This window comes from Streptomyces sp. NPDC013187 (assembly GCF_042899705.1).
Taxonomy (GTDB): Bacteria; Actinomycetota; Actinomycetes; order Streptomycetales; family Streptomycetaceae; genus Streptomyces; species Streptomyces hawaiiensis_A.
Genome location: NZ_JBIBAF010000014.1, coordinates 147582 through 167301 on the forward strand (window position 1 = coordinate 147582; position 19720 = coordinate 167301).

General features: G+C 73.2%; 20 protein-coding genes. 7 read left to right on the plus strand and 13 right to left on the minus strand.

What is annotated here, in order from left to right; translation table 11 throughout:
• Window positions 1–178: 178 nt before the first annotated feature.
• The 4 genes from ACFY5B_RS28505 to ACFY5B_RS28520 form a co-directional block, all read right to left on the minus strand.
• Window positions 179–1342, minus strand: coding sequence for a hypothetical protein (locus tag ACFY5B_RS28505; protein WP_389974433.1), 1164 nt, complete (start codon window positions 1340–1342; stop codon window positions 179–181).
• A 45-nt stretch (window positions 1343–1387) separates the two neighbouring features.
• Entirely contained in the window at window positions 1388–2641 is a 1254-nt protein-coding gene (locus ACFY5B_RS28510; RefSeq protein WP_389974437.1) for an FUSC family protein, read from the minus strand.
• 111 nt (window positions 2642–2752) lie between these two features.
• Window positions 2753–3247, minus strand: coding sequence for an FBP domain-containing protein (locus ACFY5B_RS28515; protein WP_389974440.1), 495 nt, complete (start codon window positions 3245–3247; stop codon window positions 2753–2755).
• Between the two features lie 100 nt (window positions 3248–3347).
• A complete protein-coding gene (locus ACFY5B_RS28520; protein WP_389974705.1) occupies window positions 3348–3995 on the minus strand; it encodes a helix-turn-helix transcriptional regulator in 648 nt (215 codons plus the stop codon).
• Between the two features lie 152 nt (window positions 3996–4147).
• On the opposite strand from ACFY5B_RS28520, the gene ACFY5B_RS28525 reads away from it, so the two are divergent.
• From ACFY5B_RS28525 to ACFY5B_RS28540, 4 genes are all read left to right on the plus strand, one after another.
• The gene (locus ACFY5B_RS28525) at window positions 4148–7330 is read left to right on the plus strand and encodes a cytochrome P450 (protein WP_389974443.1); all 3183 of its coding nucleotides are present in this window, start codon (window positions 4148–4150) and stop codon (window positions 7328–7330) included.
• A 30-nt stretch (window positions 7331–7360) separates the two neighbouring features.
• Window positions 7361–8323, plus strand: coding sequence for a phosphotransferase family protein (locus ACFY5B_RS28530; protein WP_389974446.1), 963 nt, complete (start codon window positions 7361–7363; stop codon window positions 8321–8323).
• Between the two features lie 128 nt (window positions 8324–8451).
• A complete protein-coding gene (locus ACFY5B_RS28535; RefSeq protein WP_389974449.1) occupies window positions 8452–9741 on the plus strand; it encodes an ROK family protein in 1290 nt (429 codons plus the stop codon).
• Between the two features lie 61 nt (window positions 9742–9802).
• Entirely contained in the window at window positions 9803–10078 is a 276-nt protein-coding gene (locus ACFY5B_RS28540; RefSeq protein ID WP_389974451.1) for a hypothetical protein, read from the plus strand.
• A 228-nt stretch (window positions 10079–10306) separates the two neighbouring features.
• Here the strand turns inward: ACFY5B_RS28540 and ACFY5B_RS28545 are convergent, their stop codons facing one another.
• Window positions 10307–11335 carry an SDR family oxidoreductase gene (locus ACFY5B_RS28545; protein WP_389974454.1) on the minus strand — a complete coding sequence of 343 codons (1029 nt, stop codon included), beginning with the start codon at window positions 11333–11335 and terminating at the stop codon, window positions 10307–10309.
• Window positions 11336–11580: 245 nt separating this feature from the next.
• The gene (locus ACFY5B_RS28550) at window positions 11581–12441 is read right to left on the minus strand and encodes a MerR family transcriptional regulator (protein WP_389974457.1); all 861 of its coding nucleotides are present in this window, start codon (window positions 12439–12441) and stop codon (window positions 11581–11583) included.
• Window positions 12442–12500: 59 nt separating this feature from the next.
• On the opposite strand from ACFY5B_RS28550, the gene ACFY5B_RS28555 reads away from it, so the two are divergent.
• On the plus strand, window positions 12501–12650 hold the full coding sequence (locus tag ACFY5B_RS28555; RefSeq protein ID WP_389974460.1) for a hypothetical protein: 150 nt from the start codon (window positions 12501–12503) through the stop codon (window positions 12648–12650).
• A gap of 43 nt (window positions 12651–12693) precedes the next feature.
• On the opposite strand, the gene ACFY5B_RS28560 is transcribed toward ACFY5B_RS28555, so the two are convergent.
• From ACFY5B_RS28560 to ACFY5B_RS28570, 3 genes are all read right to left on the minus strand, one after another.
• A complete protein-coding gene (locus ACFY5B_RS28560; RefSeq protein WP_389974463.1) occupies window positions 12694–13845 on the minus strand; it encodes an aromatic acid exporter family protein in 1152 nt (383 codons plus the stop codon).
• 196 nt (window positions 13846–14041) lie between these two features.
• A complete protein-coding gene (locus ACFY5B_RS28565; RefSeq protein WP_389974466.1) occupies window positions 14042–14707 on the minus strand; it encodes an HAD family hydrolase in 666 nt (221 codons plus the stop codon).
• 39 nt (window positions 14708–14746) lie between these two features.
• Window positions 14747–15787 carry a PHP domain-containing protein gene (locus ACFY5B_RS28570; RefSeq protein ID WP_389974470.1) on the minus strand — a complete coding sequence of 347 codons (1041 nt, stop codon included), beginning with the start codon at window positions 15785–15787 and terminating at the stop codon, window positions 14747–14749.
• Window positions 15788–15909: 122 nt separating this feature from the next.
• On the opposite strand from ACFY5B_RS28570, the gene ACFY5B_RS28575 reads away from it, so the two are divergent.
• Window positions 15910–16719, plus strand: a complete 810-nt coding sequence (locus ACFY5B_RS28575; protein WP_389974474.1) for an SDR family oxidoreductase — start codon at window positions 15910–15912, stop codon at window positions 16717–16719.
• A gap of 65 nt (window positions 16720–16784) precedes the next feature.
• Window positions 16785–17021 carry a hypothetical protein gene (locus tag ACFY5B_RS28580; protein WP_104784418.1) on the plus strand — a complete coding sequence of 79 codons (237 nt, stop codon included), beginning with the start codon at window positions 16785–16787 and terminating at the stop codon, window positions 17019–17021.
• An 88-nt stretch (window positions 17022–17109) separates the two neighbouring features.
• Here the strand turns inward: ACFY5B_RS28580 and ACFY5B_RS28585 are convergent, their stop codons facing one another.
• From ACFY5B_RS28585 to ACFY5B_RS28600, 4 genes are all read right to left on the minus strand, one after another.
• Window positions 17110–17655 (minus strand): VanZ family protein, encoded by a 546-nt coding sequence (locus tag ACFY5B_RS28585; RefSeq protein ID WP_389974477.1) that lies wholly within the window; start codon window positions 17653–17655, stop codon window positions 17110–17112.
• Between the two features lie 223 nt (window positions 17656–17878).
• On the minus strand, window positions 17879–18541 hold the full coding sequence (locus ACFY5B_RS28590) for a DUF4230 domain-containing protein (protein WP_389974480.1): 663 nt from the start codon (window positions 18539–18541) through the stop codon (window positions 17879–17881).
• A gap of 105 nt (window positions 18542–18646) precedes the next feature.
• Window positions 18647–19024 carry an anti-sigma factor antagonist gene (locus tag ACFY5B_RS28595; RefSeq protein WP_389974483.1) on the minus strand — a complete coding sequence of 126 codons (378 nt, stop codon included), beginning with the start codon at window positions 19022–19024 and terminating at the stop codon, window positions 18647–18649.
• Between the two features lie 227 nt (window positions 19025–19251).
• Entirely contained in the window at window positions 19252–19689 is a 438-nt protein-coding gene (locus tag ACFY5B_RS28600; protein WP_389974486.1) for a MarR family winged helix-turn-helix transcriptional regulator, read from the minus strand.
• Between the last annotated feature and the right edge of the window lie 31 nt (window positions 19690–19720).

A 19720-nucleotide genomic window follows, 5' to 3' on the forward strand; every position in this document is an offset into this window, starting at 1 on the left:
CGCGCCCCGCAGGCCATCAGTTCCCGTTCTCGACGCGCCCCGTCTGCCATCAGCCTCCGCCCGAGACGTCCCCCGGCCGACTGCCGACCCCGTCCGCGACGCCCCCGGCCGACTACCAGTCCCCGTCCGCGACGCCCCCGGCCGACTACCAGTCCCCGTCCGCGACGCCCCCGGCCGACTACCAGTCCCCGTCCGCGACCGGTTGGCCCGGGGCGTCCTTGAGCTGCTGCGTCTGCCCCGGGGTGGGCGGCTGCCAGGGCTCGTGGTCGTCGCCGAGCCAGTCGCCGACCGGCTTGACGGACCGGAGTGTGTCCGTGGGGGCGAGATCCTCCGCGTCCTGGTCGAAGTAGTCGAACCAGGGCAGGCCCGCCCGGGTGTAGGCGGTCCGGTCCACCGGCGACGGCGGTGCGGCCTCGCCGGTGATGCGGCGCCACTCCGGCGGCGTCACCAGGTGCACGAACACCCGCCCCGCCGGCTTCTCCGACCAGTCCGAGAGCGGCCGGTCGTCCTGGTAGACCTCCTGCCGCATGGAGCCGCCGACGCCCAGCCCCATGGCTGCGGCCGCGCGCGGAGCGCTCGCCGGTGCCGCGGGAGCGGCACCGGGGGCCGGCCGGGCCGCACCGGTCGCGGCCCGTGCCGGGACGGCGCCCGGGGCCGACGGGGCCGCCATCGGCATCGGGGCGCCGTAGCCGCCAGCGGCGGGCGCACCGTAACCACCGGCGGCAGGGCTGCCGAACGCGGCCGGCATCGCGGCGCCGTAGCCGCCCGGCGGCGCGGGCGCCGGGGGCACCTGCCGCCGCCGCTCCTCCTCACGCCACAGCGCCAGCGCCCGGTCGTTCAGCGCGAAGGACTGCAGCTGTACGCCGCCCCACACCTCCTCGCCCGTGACCTGCCCCTCGACGGTGGCGCCCAGACCGAGCGGGACGGCGACGAACTGCCGGACCGTGCCCGTGCCGGAGTTGATGCCGTCCAGCCAGGGCTGACGGGGGAGCACCACGTAATTCTGCGGGCCGCGGGCCGGCCGGTCGCTCCAGGGCCCGCCCGAGACCGCGCACACCTTGCCGACGCCGACCTGGAGCGCGGCCGGCTCCGAGGTGCCCGCGAAGCTCAGCCACATCGCTTCGCGCAGATACACCGGCAGCATCACACCGCCGCGTGCCCGCCACTCCTCGGGGACCCGGTCCGCGTAGTCCGCGATGCGCCGGACCGGGAACTCGCCGAGGCCCGGGGGCAGCGGGTGCGTACCCGTCTCCGGCAGGCGCAGAGTGCGGATGAACCGCACGGCCACCCCGCCCGGCAGCCGCAGTGTGTTCCCGTCGATCCGCACGGTCGTGTCGGCCATGGCCCGCTCCTCGCCTCGGATGCCGGCCCCCTGCCGGCGTTCCCCTCAGCGAGAACGCCCGTCGAACCCCGCGCGGTTCCGCCACATCTGCTCCGTGACGCCCAGCCGCTCCCGCAGCCGCGTCAGACGAGGCATCCGCGCCCGCTGCTCGCGCGACACGCGGTCCAGTTCCTCGAACAGGCGGCGGGTACGGTGCTCGGTGTCGAGCTCGTCGAGGATGCGGTTGACCTCCGTGAGGACCGCTCCCGGAAGCTGCCAGTGCCGCGGGTCGCGCTCGGCCTCCTCGCGCAGCAGCAGGGCCAGTTTGTCGCGGGTGCCCGCGGCGGTGCGCAGTTCCGCGGCGAGCCGTTCCTCCGCCGACTCGGCGCTCGCGCTCAGGTGCGTGGTGACCAGCACCGCGAAGCTCACCACGGCGTCGGCGATCTCGGACAGCAGCTGCGCCAGGGCGGCGCCGGTCTCCGCCTCGAACTGCGGCTCGGGCTCGCGCTCCTTCGCGAGGTCGGTGAGGGAGCGGGCCAGTACGCGCAGGACGACCGTGCAGATCTCCAGCGTGTCCAGGCCGGTGCGCATCACGACCCGGTGCAGCACGCTGTCCTGCACGCGCGGATTGAGCCGCAGACTGTCCTCGGCCTGCCGCAGCGCCGCGTCCACCTCGACGATGTCGTGATCCAGGCGGCGCGCCTCGTGCAGTTGCTTCTCCGCGCGGTGCACGGGCGTGCCGCCGGCGGCCTCCTCGCCCATGCGCAGCATCAGCTGCCGCAACCGACGCGCCAGGCCCTCGATCGACTCGCCCGCCTCCTCCACCCACACCGGCGGGGCGAGCAGCAGGTTGCAGGCGAGTCCGACGATCGCGCCGATCAGCGTCTCCACCACCCGGGCCCAGGCGGTGTCCCCGACGGTGGTGACGCCGAGGACGAGCATTGCGCTGATCGCGACCTCGGGTACGTACTCCTCCACCCGGACCAGCCGTCCCACGGCCAGTGAGGCCACCAGGAGCAGCGCGAGGCTCCACCAGGTCAGGCCCACCAGCAGGCTGAACGCGATGGCGACGAGCACGCCCGTCACCACGGCGTTCACCCGCCGGAAGCCGTTGGTGATGGTGGCGTACAGCGTCACCTGGACGACCAGCAGTGCCGTCAGGGGAGCGGTGAGGGGGGCCGGCTCGGGGCTAAGCCGCAGGGCGATGACGTACGCGATCGTCGCCGCCGTCGCGGACCGCAGCGTCTGCACGACCACCGGATCACGACGCTTCCTCACGATCCGCTCGGCGTGCGCCGTCCACTCACGTACCTCTCGCATCCTCGGGCTGTTCCCCTTCCCCGGCGCATCGAACGCATCCGTCGAACACATCCATGAAGGACGCTCATGAAGGACGTTAATGCCGGGGCAAACCGCGGGCGACCGAGGGGCTCAGGCGTACACCTTGTCGAGGAAGGCGGCCAGATGGCCCGTGGTCCGCGCGATCTGCTCCTCCAGGGTGAGGCTCTCCTCGAACCGGGACCCCGCCTCCGGCGCCTTCTTCCCCCGCACGTACAGGGAGCAGGCGAGGTCGGTGCACATGTACGCCCCGACGGAGTTGCCCTCACGCCCGGCCGGCCCGGCCTTGCGCGCGGTCATCAGCGATACCCCGCCCCGCGGGTGCGTCGTCAGGCACAGCGAACACATGCTGCGGTGCAGGAACCCGCGCTGCCCGGCCTGGAAGCGCATCGCCAGCCCCACGAGCCGCCCGTCCCGCTCGGCCACCAGATAGCTCCGGTCCGGCGCTCCCGGATCCCGCCACCCGAGGAAGTCGAGATCGTCCCAGGGCCGCCCGTCGAGATCCCTGGGCACGGCGAGCCGCTTGGCCTCGCCCTTCGAGCAGTTGACGAAGGAGGCGCGGATGTCCTGCTCGGTGAGCGGCTGCATGGGAGCTCCTGGGAGTTGTCTTTCGCAAACCTAGGGGTCCTAGGTTTTGTGGGCGAGATCAGATTAGACAGTCGCGGCGCGAGGGGCGACCGGATTTCCGTCAGGCCTCGGTTCCCGAGACCTCCGGCGGCCACACCCCGGGGGTCAGCACCCCCAGCGCATAGGCCCGGGCCACCAGTTCCGTGCGGTTGGACGCGCCCCAGCGGGACGACAGGCGGCGCAGGTGGTAGGTCACGCCGTCGGTGGTGAGGCCGGTCTCCCGGGACGCCCGGGCCGTGGTGGCGCCGACGGCCAGGAGGCTCAGGATGCGGGCCTCCGTCGGGGTGACCCGCGCCTGTTCTGCGGGGGCGGCGGGGGAAGGGGCACGTTCGGGGTCCACCCGGAGCATCACCAGCAGGGCCGGGGTGTCCTCCGCCGTGTCGCTGACCGGATCCGCCGTCAGTTCACCGCTGCGCTCAGCGCCGCCCGGTGCCCGCCAGCGCACCGACACCTGGTAGCGCGAGCGGTGCCGCAGGCGCAATGCCTCGGCGATGCGCTCCACCTGCGTCGCCTCCCGTGGGCTGAACAGGTCCAGCACGTCGCGTCCGCGCAGCTGCCCCGGTGTCCTGCCGCACTCCGCCGCCATCGCCGGATTGGCCAGCAGCACCGCCCCGTACACGTCACACACCGCGACCGGCATCGCGACCCGGTCGAACAGCAGCAGCGCGCGGTTGCGCCACGTCACGGCCTCCTGCCGGGCCAGGTCCACGAGCTTCTCCTGCCATGCCGGGCCGCTCCCGCGCAAGAGCGGCGCATCTGCTCGCACTACACAATCATGTAGGGCCGAGGCGCCGCCTCCCGGGCGCCGTGGATCACGCTGGATCGCAGTACTTCCGTACCGCGAAAGGCAGTTGCCGCGTCATGCCCCCCACCGGACAGACTCCCCTGACCGCCGACGACCTCCCCGGCGTCCCCGTCGCCGACATCTCCGCCACCGGACCCGGCGGTGCGCCCATCCAGCAGGTCATGGACCTGATGCGCGAGCACGGGCCGGTGCTGCTGCGGCGGCTGTACGGGCGGGACACCCTGTTCGTGAGTGACCTGGACCTCGTGGCCGAACTCGCCGACGAGCAGCGGTTCGCCAAGCACATCGGGCCCGGTCTGGGCAATGTCCGCGAGTTCGCCGCCGACGGCCTGTTCACCGCGTACAACGACGAGCCCAACTGGGCCAAGGCGCACGACATCCTCATGCCCGCCTTCGCGCTCGGCTCGATGCGCACCTACCACCCCGTGATGCTGGAGGTGGCCCGCCGGCTCATCGCGTCCTGGGACCGCGACGCCCGCGCCGGGCAGCCGGTGAACGTGCCCGACGACATGACCCGCATGACGCTCGACACCATCGGACTCGCCGGCTTCGGCTACGACTTCGGTTCCTTCGAACGGGCCGAGCCGCACCCCTTCGTCCAGTCGATGGTCCGCTGCCTGGAGTGGAGCATGACCCGACTGGCACGCGTGCCGGGCCAGGACTACACGGAGCAGGACGCCGCCTTCCGGGAGGACTCCGCCTACCTCGCCCGGGTCGTCGACGACGTCATCGCCGCCCGCACCGGCATCGACCAGAGCGACTCCGACGACCTCCTCGGCCTGATGCTCACCGCCCGGCACCCGGCCGACGGCACCACGCTCGACACCGCCAACATCCGCAACCAGGTCATCACGTTCCTGATCGCCGGCCACGAGACCACCTCCGGCGCGATGTCCTTCGCGCTGTACTACCTGGCCAAGCACCCCGCCGCGCTCCAGCTGGTGCAGCGCGAGGTCGACGCGCTGTGGGGCGACCGGACCGACGTCGAGCCGACCTTCGACGAGGTCGGCCGGCTGACCTACACCCGCCAGGTCCTCAACGAGGCGCTCCGGCTGTGGCCCACCGCCGCCGTGTTCTCCCGGGAGGCCCGCGAGGACACCCTGCTCGGCGGCCGCATCCCGCTGCGCGCCGGGCAGGGCGTCCTGGTCCTCACGCCGATGCTGCACCGGCAGCCCGTGTGGGGCGACAACCCCGAGCTGTTCGACCCCTCCCGCTTCACGGCCGAGGCGGAGGCCGGCCGGCCGGTGCACGCCTTCAAGCCGTTCGGCACCGGCGAGCGCGCCTGCATCGGACGGCAGTTCGCGCTGCACGAGGCGACGATGCTGCTGGCGATGCTCGTCCACCGCTACCGGCTGAGCGACCACGCCGACTACCGGCTCGACGTCAAGGAGACCCTCACCCTCAAGCCCGAGGGCTTCACCCTCGCCCTGAAGCCGCGCACGTCCGCCGACCGCGTTCACAGCCCGCTGCCCGGAGCCGCCCCGGCACGGGAGACCGCCTCGGCCGAGCCGCAGGACCTGCCTGCCCGCGTCCGTCCCGGCACCGCCGCCCTCTTCCTGCACGGCAGCAACTACGGCACCTGCCGTGAGTTCGCGGCCCAGCTCGCCGACGAGGCCGCCGCCATCGGGTGCGCCACCGAGGTGGCCCCCCTCGACGCCTACGCGGGCGGCCTGCCCACCGACCGGCCCGTCGTCATCACCGCCGCCTCCTACAACGGCCGCCCCACCGACGACGCCACCGCCTTCGCCGCCCGGCTGGAGGAGACCCACGACCTGTCGGGCGTGGCCTACGCCGTCCTCGGCGTCGGCGACCGCAACTGGGCCGCCACCTACCAGCACGTCCCCACCCGCATCGACGAGCGGCTCGCCGAGTCCGGCGCCGCCCGGCTGGTGGAGCGCGCCGCCGCCGACGCCTCCGGCGACCTCACCGGCACCGTCCGCGCCTTCACCGCGTCCCTGCGCACCGCCCTCCTGGAGCGCTACGGCGACCCGGACGCCACGACGCCGGGCCCCGAGCCCCTGAGCGCCTACGAGGTCCGCACCCTGACCGGCGGACCGCTGGACGCCCTCGCCGAACGGCACGGCCTCGTCCCCATGCGCGTCACCGAGGCGCGCGACCTCACCGCCCCCGGCTACGCCCGGCGCAAGCGGTTCCTCCGCGTCGCCCTGCCGGACGGCGTCACCTACCGCACGGCCGACCACCTCACCGTGCTCCCCGCCAACGCCCCGGACCTCGTCACGCGGGCGGCCACCGCGCTCGGCGCCGACCTCGACACCGTCCTGGACATCCGCGCCACCCGCCCGCGCCGCGACGGCATCGCCGTGGACCGCCCCGTGACGGTACGGCAGCTCCTCACCCACCACGTGGAGCTGCAGGAGCGGCCGAGCGCCGGGCAGCTGGCCGCGCTCGCCGCCGCCAACCCGTGCCCGCCGGAGCGCATCGCCCTGGCCGCCCTCACCGACGACCCGCGCACCCTCGTGGAGATCCTGGAGGACCACCCGGCCCTGCGCGGCGCCCTGGACTGGCCGCAGCTCCTCGGCCTCCTCACCCCGCTGCGCCCGCGCCACTACTCCATCTCCTCCTCGCCGGCCCTCGACCCCGGCCACGTGGACCTGATGGTGTCGCTGCTGGAGGCACCCGCCCGCTCCGGCAAGGGCGTCTACCGGGGTACCGGCTCCGGCCACCTCGCCACCGTCGAGCCCGGCGACACGGTGTACGCGCGCGTGCAGCCCTGCCGGGAGGCCTTCCGGATCGACGTCACCGGTGACGCGGCACCAGTCGTCATGGTCGCGGCGGGCACCGGCCTCGCCCCGTTCCGCGGCACCATCGCCGACCGTACGGCCGCCCTCACGGCCGGCACCGAACTCGCCCCGGCCCTCTGCTACTTCGGCTGCGACGCCCCCGACGCGGACTTCCTGCACGCCGAGGAACTGCGCGCCGCCGAGACCGCCGGCGCCGTCTCCCTGCGCCCCGCCTTCAGCGAGACGCCCGAGGGCGAGGTGCGGTTCGTGCAGCACCGGATCGCCGCCGAGGCCGAGGAGGTCTGGAGCCTGCTGGACTCCGGAGCGCGGGTGTACGTCTGCGGTGACGGTTCCCGGATGGCCCCCGGGGTGCGGGAGGCGTTCCGTACCCTGTACCGGAAGCACACGCCGGGCGCCGACGAGACGGCCGCCGGGCAATGGCTCGACGGACTGGTCGCGGACGGGCGTTACGTCGAGGACGTGTACGCGGCCGGCTGACCGATGCGGCAGGGGAGGGGTGGGCACACGGTGGTGGACTCCTGGGAACGGGCCCGGCACGTCTTGGCGGCAGCGGGCCTGGACCCCGGCGGCCTCGCCCACCTCGCCCCACTGACCGGCGGCACCTACAACACCGTCGAGGAACTCCGCCTCACCGACGGCAGCCGCTACGTGCTGAAGATCCCGCCCGCCGCGGCCGTTCCCGGACTGCGGCACGAGAAGCGGCTGCTCGTCTCGGAGGCCGAGTTCTACCGCCGGGCCGCCCGCGTCGGTGTCCCCGTGCCGCAGGAGGTGTGCGCGGGGGAGGACTATCTCCTCATGACGGCCGTACCGGGCGACCCGTGGGACGGCACGCTCACCGATCCGGAACAGACCGCTCTGCGCACGGAACTGGGGCGCCAGGTGGCCCGGCTGCACGAGGTGACCGGCCCAGGCTACGGCTACCCCTCCGGCGCGCTCGGCCCGCTCGCCCCCGACTGGCGGACGGCGTTCACGGCGATGTTCGACGCCGTCCTCGACGACGCCAGGCGCTACGGGGCCCGGCTGCCCCGCCCCGTCGACTCCGTGGCCCGGACCGCAGCGTCCGCGTACGGCGCGCTCGACGAGGTGACCCAGCCCCGCCTCGTCCACTTCGATCTGTGGCGGGGCAACATCCTCGTCGACCGTGCGGACGGTCGGGCCCGCATCGGCGGCCTCATCGACGGGGAGCGCATGTTCTGGGGCGACCCCCTGGCCGACTTCGTCTCCTTGGCGCTGCTCGGGGACATCAGGAAGGACGAGGACTTCCTGGCCGGCTACCGGGAGGCCGGCGGCCGGGCCCGCTTCGACGCCCCGGCCCGTCTGCGACTGGCCCTGTACCGGGCGTACCTGTACCTGATCATGCTCACCGAGACGATTCCCCGCGAGGCCGGCGAGGAGCAGCGGCGCTGGGTGCGGGAGACGGTCGCCCCCGAACTCGTCGCGGCCCTTGACGAGATCGAGGAGACCACCTGAACCCGCCGACCGGACACGGTTGGCTCACACCATGAAATAAGGGTTGGAGGAATGTCGCACCGGGCTGTCGCACCGGGCCGTCCCCGACGGTATGTTGCAGGTCGGACAGGGGACGCGAGGGGAGCCACATGGCTGCGCGGAACGGGCGCACGGTGCGCGATCTCAGGCGGGCCAACCGTACGGCCGTGCTGCAGAGGATCTACTTCGACGGCCCGCTCAGCCGCTTCGAACTCGGCCCGGCGACCGGCCTGAGCTCGGGTTCCGTCAGCAACGTCGTCGCGGACCTGGTCGCCGACGGGCTGGTCGAGGAGGCCGGCAGCGTCGACTCCGACGGCGGCCGCCCCCGCATCCTGCTGCGCGTCGCACCCGGCAGCGGCCACATGATCGGGGTCGATGTCGGCGAGACCCGGGTCCGGGTCGAGCTCTTCGACCTCACCCTCACCGAACTCGCCCGCGCCGAGCACCCGCTGGCGCCGCAGCGCTACGAGGTCGAGGCCATCGTCGGCCACATCCGCCAGGGCGTCGCCGAAGTGCTGGACACCGCCGGCCTCGCGCCCGAGCGGCTCCTCGGCGTCGGCATCGGCGTCCCCGGCATCGTCGAGCGCACCGCGGACCGTGGCGCGCTCGTGCACGGGCAGACCATCGGCTGGGACACCGTCCCGCTGGAGGCCCTGCTCCGCGCCGGATCCCCGCTGCCGGACACCGTCCCGTACTTCATCGACAACGGCGCCAAGACGCTGGGTCAGGCCGAGATGTGGTTCGGCGCCGGACGCGGCGCCCACAACGCCGTCGTCGTGCTGTTCGGCTCCGGCGTCGGCGCGAGCCTCGTCACCCCGGACGTGGAGCAGGGCCGCGCGGTCGAGTGGGGGCACCTGACCGTCCGGGTCCGGGGCCGCCGCTGCCGGTGCGGCGCACTAGGCTGCCTGGAGGCGTACGCGGGAGCCGAGTCGCTGCTGGCCCGCTGGCGGGAGGAGGGCGGCCGGGTCCCGGACGGCGCCGACGAGGAGACCGCCCTCACGGCGATGCTCGCCGCGGCCTACCCGCCCGAGGACGGTGCGGCCGACCCCGTCGCGCTGGCCGTCCTGGAGGAGACCGCCGAGTACCTCGGGGCCGGCCTGTCCGACCTGATCAACCTCTTCCAGCCCGAGCGCATCCTCATCGGCGGCTGGGCGGGCCTGGCGCTAGGCTCGCGCTTCCTGCCGGCCGTGCGCCGTCACGCCATGTCGTACGCGCTGCGCCACCCGGCCGGGAAGGTGACCGTCGACCTCGGACGGCTCGGACCCGACGCGGTCACGGTCGGCGCCGCGATCCTGCCGCTCGCCGACTTCTTCGCACGCGGCGGACGGCGCCCCGACCCGGCACCGGAGTATCCGCTCCCCGCCTGGCGCACCGCACTTCAGGAGCGGACCCCGCGCTGAGGTTTCGCCGATCACCGCGGAGGTACTCGCGTGGCGCCCGGACCACAGAAGGGAGCACGCCGTGACCGACCACCGCCTCGAAGGACCCGGCGAGAACGGTGAGCCCATCCCGCGGGACATGCCGGACCAGCAGGCCGACGACGGCGAGGACCCGTGGGAGGTCGCCCCGCGCTTCACGGGCACCGGCAAGGACGGCGAACAGAAGAGCGACGACGAGACCGACGAGCCCACCGGTGACGTCCCCGACACGGACGAAGCGGGGACGGGCCGGCAGGGAGCACCGCACTCGGGAACGGTTCACCCCGAGCACCCGGTGCCGGACGAGCCCTCCGCCTGAGGAGGGCATCCCACCGAGGGCCGCAGCCGGCTGTGGGGGTCGGCTGCGGCCCTCGCGCATGTCTCCCTCGGCATGCGCGGAGCTCGGCATGCCCAAGGCAGGCCCCGGCCATGCCCAAGGCTCGGTGTGGCCAGGGCCCCCGCCGGGCGGTGCACAGGCAGGTCACGGTGTCAGGGCCGCTCGCCAGGTCGTGCACCTCGTGCACGGCTCGACCGCGGCTCGCCGGAATCAGCCCACCTTGCGTCCCCGCAGCGGCTCCGTCGGCGCCCCCGCCCCCTGCTGCAGGCCCAGCAGGAACTCCTCCAGCACCTCGGGAGCCGTGTGCTCCGGCCGCCAGCCCAGCTCCGTCCGCGCACGGGTGCAGTCCATGAGCGGCAGTCGCAGCACCGCGTCGAACAGGTGCGGGGAGGCGGGCAGCAGATGCAGGCCCCAGGCGGCGGCGATCGCCGACCGGGCCGCGCTGCGCGGCAGCCGCACCGGACGCGCGTCGAACATCTCGCCCAGCAGCCGCACGTCGACGGGCGGGTCGGCCGCCAGGTTGAAGGCGCCCCGGACATCGGAGCGCAGCGCCAGCCGGTACGCGTTCGCCGCGTCGTCCGTGTGCAGCGCCTGCATCCGCAGCCCCGGGACGTCCGGCAGGAACGGCAGCAGCTCCGGGCGGGCCAGCGGGCCGGGCAGGAACCGGCCGCCGAAGATGCGGCGCTGCTCGCTCGCGGACTCCCGCTGGAAGAGGAACGCGGGCCGCATCCGCACCACCCGCGTCTGGGGGTGGTCGCGCTCGAAGGTGTCCAGCGCACGCTCCAGATAGGCCTTCTCCCGGCAGTACGCGGCGTCCGGCCAGCCGTGTGTCGGCCACGACTCGTCCACCGTCTCGTCCTTGGGGCCGGGCGAGTACGCGCCGACCGACGAGGCGTGCACCAGCGCGGGCACGCCCGCCGCGGCCACCGCCTCGAAGACCCGCATGCTGCCGAGCACATTGGTGCGCCAGGTAGCGGCCGGGTCGTGCGTCGGCTGGAAGGCCCATGCCAGATGGACCACCGCGTCCGCGTCCGTGAACCGCTCCACCAGATCGGACCGCTCGGACGCCAGGTCGACGGCGGCCCAGTCCGTCTTCGGCGGCGACCAGTCGGGGATCCGCCGGGCCAGACCCAGCACCGAGGCGACCTCCGGATCCTCCGACAGCAGGCGCACCACGCTCGTGCCGACGTTGCCGGTGGCACCCGTGACAACGACCCTCATACCCGTTCCGCTGCTCACTTCGTGCTCCTCTCCGCCGCTGGTCCAACGAGAGGTGACCGAGTACCCGGGACGCGGGGATTGCACGTGGGGAGAGGAGAGCCCCGGCCGGACGGGGGAATCACGGCCGGGGCGGCTCAGGGGCGGATCCTGTCCGGACCCACACCCTGTTCAACGGGCAACCAACCCCGGGTGTTCCGAGCCCGGGCCCCTGTCCGGTGACTCCGGGCCGCTCTTGTCGGGCCCGCTTCGGGCGCCGACGCCAGTCAGCAGGTCCGTGGGTCCCTGTCGCCGTCCTGATCGGCCGAGTGAAACAGTTCGATGACACGTTCCTCGTACCGGACGCGGGCCGGGGAGAAGTCGTACGGCATCGTGCCGATGGCCTCCATCACGCTCATCCTCGCCCCGTCTCCTTCCTCGCCGGGGTGCTCGTCCTCCCGGTCCAGGAGGACGTCGAGGGCCTCGTCCAGGCCGGATCTTTCCATGGCGGCTGCAAGGGCGGTCTCGTGATCACATCGCTGGGCGGCCAGGTCTTCGACGCGGGGGTCGTCGGGGGACATGGTGTCGTCCAGGGCCGCCTCGGCCTCGGCCAGACGGTCCTCCTCGGCCCGCAGCTCGGGGTGGGTGGCCAGGACGATGAACCGGTCGGCCTGGACAGCGGCGCCCAGAGGGCCGAAGACGCGCTCCGTGACCAGGAGGGTATCGAGGTCGGCGGAGCGCAGGGCTCCGGGCGGTAGATCACGGAGGCGGCCAGTGACCAGCGGTGAGAGCAGGCCCAGGGGGCTGCCCACCTCGCGGAGACGGTTCACGGCGGCCCGCTGGGCCTCGATGGCGGCCGCCTTGGAAGCGAGGGACTCCTCCAGGCGGGCCAGGGACTGCTCGATGCCGGTGGCGCCCTCGAAGGCGGCGTGGATGTCATCCAGGGAGATACCCGCTTCGGCCATCCTGCGGATCCACAGCAGGCGGATCATGTCGTCGTATCCGTAGCGGCGGCGGTCATCGCTGCCGCGTTCCGGTTCGGCGAGGAGCCCGATGGCGTGGTAGTGGCGGATGGCGCGGGGTGTGGTCCCGGCGAACGCGGCGGCATCGCCGATCTTGACCCGGCGGGGAATCGCAGGAAGGGGCATGCGAGGGAACCTCTCGATGTCGTGCTCGCCGCCTACTGGACCACATGCCGCTACGGCACATGCAAACCCCTCTGCCGTGGACGCGCCCGTACTCCCGCACCATCAAGGTCGTACGGGCCGCTGCACAGGTAGCGAAGACGTCCCAGATGAGCGGAGACGATCTGCGCCGTGGACAGCCGCCCATGACCAGCACGGGCATCTCGGAGTAGCGTCACACCGTCCCTTTACCCGCAGTTTCAGGTTGGTGAGGGCTCACTGCCCCTCGTCGCCCGGGACGGTCTCCGCCCAGAGGTTCTCCGCCTGGAGCAGCAGCGTGCCCAGGACCGCCGTGTGGGCGGCCCCCTCCCCGGCGTGCCGGCGCAGCTTCTCCTGCAATTCCTCCTGTAGTTCCCGCATCGCCTTCTGGGTCTCCTCGTCCGGCTGGGCGGTCACGCCGCCGTCGAGCAGACCGTCTGCCTCGGCGCACAGGGCGTCCCCGACCAGCTCCAGCAGACGCGCGTACGAGCGCAGGGCCGGGCCCTCCGGCGGGGCGGGAGACCGGTTGTCGTCCACGGACACCGCCAGGGCCCGGGTGAGCGTGGCGACGTGCCCGGTGACCCGGCCGAGCCGCTCGTCCTCGTCCACCGCCGGCAGCGCACCGTCGTGCGGTACGCGGTGCAGGGCGCGCAGCGGGGCGTAGGTCAGGCGCAGGCTCTCCTGGCTCCACCGGCGCGCCGAACGCAGCGCTTTCAGGCGGTGGTCCAGCCGGTTCGAGGCACTGACCCAGCCGGCGGCGGTCTGCGCGTCCCACTCGCCCTCTTGCAGATCGCCGGCGACGGTGTGCAGCACTTCTCCCGTCTCCCGGGCGAGTGCCGCCAGGTTCTCCCGTACGTCCCGCAGGTGGATCGGGGGCAGGACGAGCGCGTTGACGGCGACGCCGATGACGGCGCCGATCGCGGCCTGCTCCACCCGGTGCCCGACGGCCGACAGGCTCACCATGCCCGAGGAGATGGTGAACAGGGCCGTGGTGGCCGCGTAGATGCCCTGGTCGCCGAAGCGGGGCCAGTTCGCGAGCAGCATCAGCACCGGCACGGACAGGGCGAGCGCGCCGGTCGTGTCGTCGGTGACCGCCTGGGCCCCCGAGGCCAGCAGGGTGCCGACGCAGATGGCCCCGAACTGCCGCGCCCCCTGCACCACCGAGCTGAAGACGGTGGCCTGCACCAGCACCAGCGCCACCCAGGGCGCCATCAGCGCCAGCGGATCGCCCATCCAGACGCCACCCACCAGCCAGGCGAGCACGGCCGCCCCGGCCGCCTTCAGCGACTGGACGAACAGATCCCGCTCCCGCCCGGGCCCTCGCCACGCCGCCCGCACGGCCTCCCAGGCCGACCGCGACTCCCGCCGCACGGCATCCACCGGACGCACGGATCGCGTTCTCTGCTGCAGACTCTCGATCCGCCCCTGAGCCGTGGGTGCTCCCCCGGACGGTGCGTCCGAGGCCTCCCCCGTGTCCGCTTTCATGTTCCTCCGCCCCCGGAGGACTCCCGCCCTCCGCCGTACCGCACTCGTCACACGCGTCATGCGCTGCGGGTATCCGCCTGACCGGCGGTTTCACGTTCCTTCATGCCAGTGGGCTGTCGCCCAGGGCCGACAGCAGGTGCGCCGGGTCGGCGTAGACCGCGTCCGCGCCGGGCTCCGCCAGGTCGGCGCGCGGGATGCCGCCGCACAGGACGCCCACACAGCGCACCCCGGCCCTGCTGCCCGCCCGCATGTCCCACACGGTGTCGCCGACGAACACCGCCCGCTCCGCCGGCACCCCGGCCAGTTCCAGGGCGTGCTCGACCGGCTCGGGGGCGGGCTTGCCCTCGTCGACGTCGTCGGCGCTCGCCGTCGCGGCGATGGCCTCGTCCGCGTCGATCGCCCGGCGCAGCGCGCTCAGCTCCGCGCCGCCCGCCGAGGTGGCCAGCACGACCGTCCAGCCGTCCCCGTGCAGCCGCCGCAGCAGCGCTCCGGCCTCCGGCAGCGCGGGCAGCCGGTCGAAGTACTGCCCGTACAGCGCCTTGTGACCGGCGCTGATGTCGGCGTCCTGGTCGGTGTCCCGGTCGTCGCCCAGCAGATGGGCGACCAGGTCGGTCGACGGCAGGCCGACGGCCCGGTGGATGGCGTGCATCGGCACCTGGTGGCCCGCCTGCCGGAAGGCCTCCCACCAGGTCACGACGTGCAGATGGTTGGTGTCGGCCAACGTGCCGTCGACGTCGAACACGGCCGCCCGTCCCGCGCTTCCCATGAGTGCAGTCCCTTTCTCTCCGACCGCGCGGGTACCACGTCAGCCGCCCGCCACGCCGGACGGCACCCGACGCTCACGGGTCCAGGCCAGGAGTTCGTCGAGGGACCACGTGGTCACCACCCGCTCGGGCGGCACCCCGCACTCCTCCGCCCGTGCGCACCCGTTGATCTGCCAGTCCAGCTGCCCCGGCGCGTGCGCGTCGGTGTCGATGGAGAACAGCACCCCGGCGTCCACGGCACGGCGCAGCAGCCGCCGCGGCGGATCCAGCCGCTCCGGCCTGCTGTTGATCTCCAGGGCCGTGCCCGTCTCCGCGAGCGCGGCGAACACCTCGTCCGCGTCGAACTCCGACTCCGGCCGCCCCCGCCCGGTCACCAGCCGCCCCGTGCAGTGCCCGAGCACGTCCGAGTGCGGATCGCGTACGGCGGCCACCATCCGCCGGGTCATCGACCGGGCGTCCATGCGCAGCTTGGAGTGCACCGACACCACCACCACGTCGAGCCGGTCCAGCAGCTCCGGTTCCTGGTCGAGCGTCCCGTCCTCGAGGATGTCGCACTCGATGCCGGTCAGCAGCCGGAACGGTGCCCAGGTCTCGTTCAGCTCCGCCACCACGTCCAGCTGCTCCCGCAGCCGCTCGGGCGACAGCCCGCGCGCCACCGTCAGGCGCGGCGAGTGATCGGTGAGCGCCGCCCAGTCGTGGCCCAGCTCCGCTGCGGCCCGCCCCATCTCCTCGATCGGGCTGCCGCCGTCCGACCAGTCGGAGTGCAGATGGCAGTCCCCGCGCAACAGCGCCCGCAACTTCTCCCCGCCCCGCACGGCAGGCTGTTCTTCCGCCTCCCGCTCCAGCTTGTCCAGATAGCCCGGGACCTCACCGGCCAGCGCCTCCCGCACCACCTGGGCGGTCTTCGGGCCCACGCCCTTGAGCTTCTCCAGCGACCCGTCCGCCGCCCGCCGGCGCAGCTCGTCCCCGCCCAGGTCCTTCAGTACGCGGGCCGCCGTACGGAAGGCGCGCACGCGGTAGGTCGGCGCCAGGGACCGCTCCAGCAGAAAGGCGATCCGGTCCAGTGCCTCGACGGGATCCATCACCACCTCCACCTCAAGGGTTGCCCAGCGCCCGGCGGGCCGCACGACGGGCGGCGGGTTTGCCCGGTGGCCCCCCGGGTACTGCGGTGCCTCGCCCCCGCCTCTCGACGAGGAGACCTGTCATGTCCGACCCCACCGCGCCCACCAGCAAAGTCGCCGTGATCACCGGCGCCGACTCCGGCATCGGCCGCGCCACCGCGGTCCACCTGGCGCAGGCGGGCATGGACGTCGGCATCACCTACCACACCGACCGCAAGGGGGCGCAGGAGACGGCCGACGAGGTGCGTGCGCACGGGCAGCGGGCCGAGGTCGCCCGGATGGACCTCACCCGGCTGCCCGACGCCGCCGACACCGTCGACGAGCTGTGCGAGCGGCTGGGCCGCATCGACGTGCTGGTCAACAACGCCGGCACCGGCACCATGACACCCTTCCTCGACCTGGAGCTGTCGGACGTGCGTGAGGTCCTCGACGTGGATCTCGTGGGGCCCTTCCTGTGCGGGCAGAAGGCGGCCCGGCACATGATCGGGCACGGCGAGGGCGGCCGGATCATCAACGTCACGTCCGTCCACGAGCACCAGCCGCGGGTGGGTGCCGCCCCGTACTGCGCGGCCAAGGGCGGTCTCGGGCTGCTCACCCAGGTCATGGCACTCGAACTGGCCGAGCACCGCATCACCGTCAACGCCGTCGCCCCGGGCGAGATCTCCACGCCCATGACCGGGCAGGAGGACACCGACCCGCACACCGAGAGCCGCCCCGGCATCCCGCTCGGCCGGCCCGGCGACGCCCGGGAGGTCGCCGCGGTCATCGCCTTCCTCGCCGGTCCGGACGCCTCGTACGTCACCGGCGCGTCCTGGACCGTCGACGGCGGCATGCTGCGGATGGGCCCGCAGGCCGGATCTCACCTGACCGGCGACGACTGGCGCCGCCCCTGAGCGGCCGGACGGCCCGGCGGGCGGCTGGACCCGCGCCGGCGCCGGTTGCGTTCTAGGCTCGATGCATGACCGAAAGCGCGAGCCCGTACATATCGCACCCGCGGATCCTGGTGCTCGGGGTACAGCCGGGCACACCGCCGTTCCGGATCGTGCAGATCGACGGCCAGGTGGTCGGGGAGGCCCGGGCCGTCACCGACGTGCTGGCGGCCGCGGCCGCGTTCGGCATCCCCGTGCACGACATGGACGATCCGGACGTGGTGCGCTGGGTGGGCGGAGACAAGTTCACCTGGACAGTGCACTAGTGCCGCGAGCGGCGCGTCGGTGACCGACGGCGACGCCGCGGACGCGGGTGCCAGGCCCCGCGTCCGCGCCCCGATCCGAAGGACAGGCCTAGACCTTGCCGGCCGACGGCTTCTGCTCCGCCCGGGCCGGGCGGGGCCTGCGTGCGTGGACGGCCCGGCTGAGGCGGCGCCCCAGGAGCAGGTAACCGATGAGCGCGCCCGTCGTGTTGAGGATGACGTCGTCGATGTCGAAGGCGCGGCCGGTGACGAGGGCCCCTTGGGCGAACTCCACCAGGAGCATCACGATCGCGGTCAGGAGCAGCACGCGCAGGATGCCGCGGGTGCGGGGGGCGACCACGGGCACCAGGATGCCGAAGGGAATGCCGAGCAGGATGTTGCCGCCGATCTGCTTGAACGCGTCCCGCAGTTCGGGCTGGTCGAGATAGGCCTTCAGGGAGCTGCCCGGTTGCAGATTGCTATGGGTCAGGGCCTCCGAGGCGGGCGAGGGCTGCAGGGTCAGCCGGGCCAGCACGACGGCGAAGGCGACCATGAAGATGAACGCGCACAGCATCGCCAGCAGCCGTACGGGCAACGGGAGCGGGCGTCGCTCGCTCCCGGGCCCGGTGGTCCGGGGACGTGAGGCAGCACTGGCCATGGGGGGTCCTCCACTCTCCGATTTCCCTGCGTGACAAGGCGGTTACCCCCGGGTGCGCCGACGATGCCGTGGGGGGTCGTTCCGGGCCACGGTCCCGGGCGGTGTCGCCCGGGACCGTTCCCACCCTCGGTTGCCCCGCGTTGCGCCCGGGCACTCCCACCGTTCGTGGCCCCCGATGAGCGCGACGCCGCCGGGCGCACCGGCCCTGCGCCCGGCAAGCCGGTCAGTTCCCGTACGAGACGCGCACCTCCTTGAAGCCCAGGGAGCGCAGCAGTCCTTCGAGCATGCCGGTGGTGTTCGACTCGGCGCGTGCGGTCAGCTCGCTCTCCTTCGCCGCGTCGCCGATGTGCCGCACCGCCAGCCTCTGTACGGCCTGTTCGCCGTTGGGGTTGTCCGAGAAGAGGTCGCCGAGGCGGTCGAAGAGACCGCGTTGCTTGGAGACCGCGTAGGAGCGGTCGGGGTCGAGGGCGGGCCTGCCCAGCTGCGCGTGGGGCAGCCGCAGCCTGGCGGATGTGCGGTCGCCGTTGACCTGCACGTCGTTCTCGCCGACCTTGCCCAGGTCGACGTAGGCGTCGACGGTGCCCGCGCCGACGTACAGGGTGCGGGTGCCGCGGATCGCGTCGGGCAGGAGCTTGGCGTCCTTCTCCAGGTCCACGACGACCTGGAAGTTGCCGGAGGCGGCGTCGTAGCGGCTGATGTCCTGGATGGACTTCAGCAGCGCGGGGCCGGACCGGTCCTGGGTCTCGGTGCCGAACAGGTCCTTCAGGCCCGGGATCACGCTCAGCCGGAGCCCGGCGAAGAACACGACGAGCAGCAGCACGAGCGCGGTCACCACCTTCGCCCATCCGGGCATGCGCCCGGGGAGGCGCTTGACGGGAGTCGTCATGCGACGGCCCTCCTTCCTACTGACCGGATGCCCGCCACACCCCCTGCCAGACCGCCGAGTTCAGGATGGGACGACCCAGGCCGAAGCACGCGGGGCGCATACCCGTCACGGGCGGGACGTCGCCCCCGGCTGCTCCAGCGCCGCGTCCAGCGTCGGCTGCGGAGGCAGGAGCCGGGACAGGCCGGTGATCCGCAGGACCCGCAGCGTCAGCGGGTGCGCGCAGACGAGGAGCACCTGGCCCCGCCGTTCGAGCACCCGGCTGCGGGCGCGGTACAGCAGCCGCAGTCCGGAACAGTCGAAGAAGTCGATCTGGCTGAGGTCGATGACGACCCGGGCGGCCGGGCGGTCCGTCTCCCGGTCCAGGTGCGGGGCGATCTCCGAGGCCGCGGCGAGATCGATCTCGCCGCGGAACTCCAGCACCGTGTGTCCCCGTTCCCGGCGCACGCGCAGATGCCGGGTGAGCGGTGCAGGTTCCTGCCGCACGACGAGATCGCCTCCAGCCTGCTCGTGCGTGGGGAGGGGTTACGGCCTCAACACCGTTCCCCGCCCTGCAAGTTACCCTCCAACGAGTGAATTTGAGCATGTTCGATTGACATATGTCTGCGAATTCCCGCCGAGTTGGCCGAGGTTCGCGCCGGGGCGTGCGCGGGCGTGGTTCCGGGGGCGTGCGCGGGCGTGGTTCCAGGGCGCGCCCCGAAGCCCCGGCGGGGCTACGACAGGGCGTGCCAGGCCTGGGTGAGTGCCTGGCGGAACTGCTCGGCCTGACGCGTGGTGAGGTCGCGCACCATCCGCTCCTCCAGCTCCCGGACCGGCCCGGAGTGCCGGGCGAGCAGTTCGCGGCCGGAGTCGGTGAGCAGGATCAGCAGCTCCCGGCGATTGCGCGGGTTGCGCTCCCGGCGCACCAGTCCGCGGCCTTCGAGGGAGCGGACCAGGTCCGCGATGGACTGGGCGGTGACGAAGGAGTCGCGCGCCAGCTGGGCCGCGGACAGTCCGTCGTGTCGTTCCAGCACGGTCAGTGCCGTGTACTGAAGCGCGGTGATCCCGGAGGGTCTGACCAGCTCGTCCAGATGGGAGCGCACGACGAGCTCCACCTGCTTGACCATGTAGAGCAGGGAGGGGGGTGCCTTGGTCACCTGTGCGTCCAGCATGGAGGCAGGCTAGAGCATTGACAGGATTCCT